This window comes from Caballeronia sp., assembly GCF_049581465.1.
In the GTDB taxonomy this organism is placed as follows: Bacteria; Pseudomonadota; Gammaproteobacteria; order Burkholderiales; family Burkholderiaceae; genus Caballeronia.
Window position 1 is genome coordinate 1 of the sequence record NZ_JBAUSA010000465.1, and the last position, 1,561, is coordinate 1,561.

At 64.9% G+C, this 1,561-nt stretch carries 2 protein-coding genes and 1 pseudogene; 2 read left to right on the forward strand and 1 reads right to left on the reverse strand.

What is annotated here, in order from left to right; genetic code table 11:
* The coding region (locus tag WCA53_RS11510; protein ID WP_423909499.1) for a hypothetical protein at positions 1–180 on the reverse strand (180 nt) is incomplete at its 3' end.
* A gap of 26 nt (positions 181–206) precedes the next feature.
* On the opposite strand from WCA53_RS11510, the gene WCA53_RS11515 reads away from it, so the two are divergent.
* Together WCA53_RS11515 and WCA53_RS11520 are read left to right on the forward strand one after the other, a co-directional pair.
* The gene (locus WCA53_RS11515) at positions 207–1,145 is read left to right on the forward strand and encodes a phosphate acetyltransferase (protein ID WP_423909502.1); all 939 of its coding nucleotides are present in this window, start codon (positions 207–209) and stop codon (positions 1,143–1,145) included.
* Between the two features lie 4 nt (positions 1,146–1,149).
* Positions 1,150–1,561, forward strand: a pseudogene (locus WCA53_RS11520) (acetate/propionate family kinase); the annotation flags it as partial.

A 1,561-nucleotide genomic window follows, 5' to 3' on the forward strand; every position in this document is an offset into this window, starting at 1 on the left:
TGCTTGCCCGGTGGACCCATTCTCTACTGGTCGTTCGGCGGCTCCGACACAAGCCGCAAGCTGCAAGATCCGAGCGCCGTCAGTGCGCCGCGCTGCATCGTTCTTGAACGGATTATCCTGCTCGTCAAGGGCGGATCCGGCCTGAACGAGCGCACGAACCGTCTGGTTGTTGCTCTGCATTGTTCAGCAATCGAGGAAAAGACGCCATGGAACGAGATCACGCGAAATACCAGAGGCTCATCGAGTCCTGCAGTTCGCTCGAACCATTGCCCACCGCTGTCGTGCATCCATGCGACGCAAGTTCGATCGATGGTGCGGCACAGGCGGCGCAGGCGGGACTGATCGCGCCGATCCTCGTCGGGCCGCGTGCGCGCATCGAAGCGGTGGCCGCTCAACACGGGATCGACATCACAGGCTATCCGATCGTCGACGCGCCCTATAGCGAGGCGGCCGCCGTCGCCGCCGTCGCGCTCGTCCGGGAAGGCAAGGCGCAAGCGCTGATGAAAGGCAGTCTGCATACCGACGAACTCATGGCGGCGGTCCTGAGCCGCGATTCGGGTCTGCGCACGGGACGCCGCGTCAGTCACTGTTTCGTGATGGATGTGCCCGGGCACGAAGATGCCCTCATCATTACCGACGCCGCCGTCAACATCGCGCCGACGCTCGACGAGAAGGCGGACATCCTCCAGAACGCGATCGATCTCGGGCATGCGCTGAACGTCGCGGAGATACGGGTGGCCGTCCTGTCGGCGATGGAGACGGTCAGTTCCAAGGTGCCGTCCACCGTGGAGGCCGCGGCGCTATGCAAGATGGTGGACCGCGGTCAGGTAACCGGCGCTCTGGTCGACGGGCCGCTCGCGCTCGACAACGCGATCGATCCCGAAGCGGCCAGGATCAAGCAGATCGATTCGCCGGTCGCGGGCCGCGCGAATGTGCTGCTGGTGCCCGACCTCGAAGCCGGAAACATGCTGGCGAAGAGCCTTTCGTTTCTTGCCGGCGCGGACGCAGCGGGCATCGTGCTGGGTGCGCGCGTGCCGATCATCCTCACGAGCCGCGCCGATTCCATCATGACGCGGCTCGCCTCCTGCGCGGTGGCCGCGCTCGTCGCAAAAGCACGCCGCGAGAGCAACAACGCAATGGGGTGATGCGATGTCCGAGGTCATTCTGGTACTCAACGCGGGTTCGTCGAGCATCAAGTTCTGCGTGTTCGACGCACGGTCCGACGAGCTTGGACTCGTGATGCGCGGGCAGGTCGAAGCGCTGCATACCTCGCCGAGCCTTGTCGTTTTCGACGGCGGCGGCGCACGAATCGGCGCGAGGACGTGGGAAAAGGGCACGGCGATCGGGCATGAGGGCGCGATTGCCTGCATCGTGGAATTTTTGCGCGATCATCAAGAAAGCCTTCGGCTGATTGCCGTCGGACATCGGGTCGTGCACGGTGGCGACGCGTTCTCGGAGGCCGCCATCGTCACGCCCGACGTGCTCGCGAAACTCGACCGGCTCGTGCCCCTTGCGCCCCTGCATCAGCCGCACAATCTCGCGCCCGTGCGCATCGTGGCGC

Coding starts and splice junctions, on each gene's coding strand:
- WCA53_RS11515 (WP_423909502.1), top strand. CDS start 207: ATGGAACGAGATCACGCGAAATACCAGAGGCTCATCGAGTCCTGCAGT.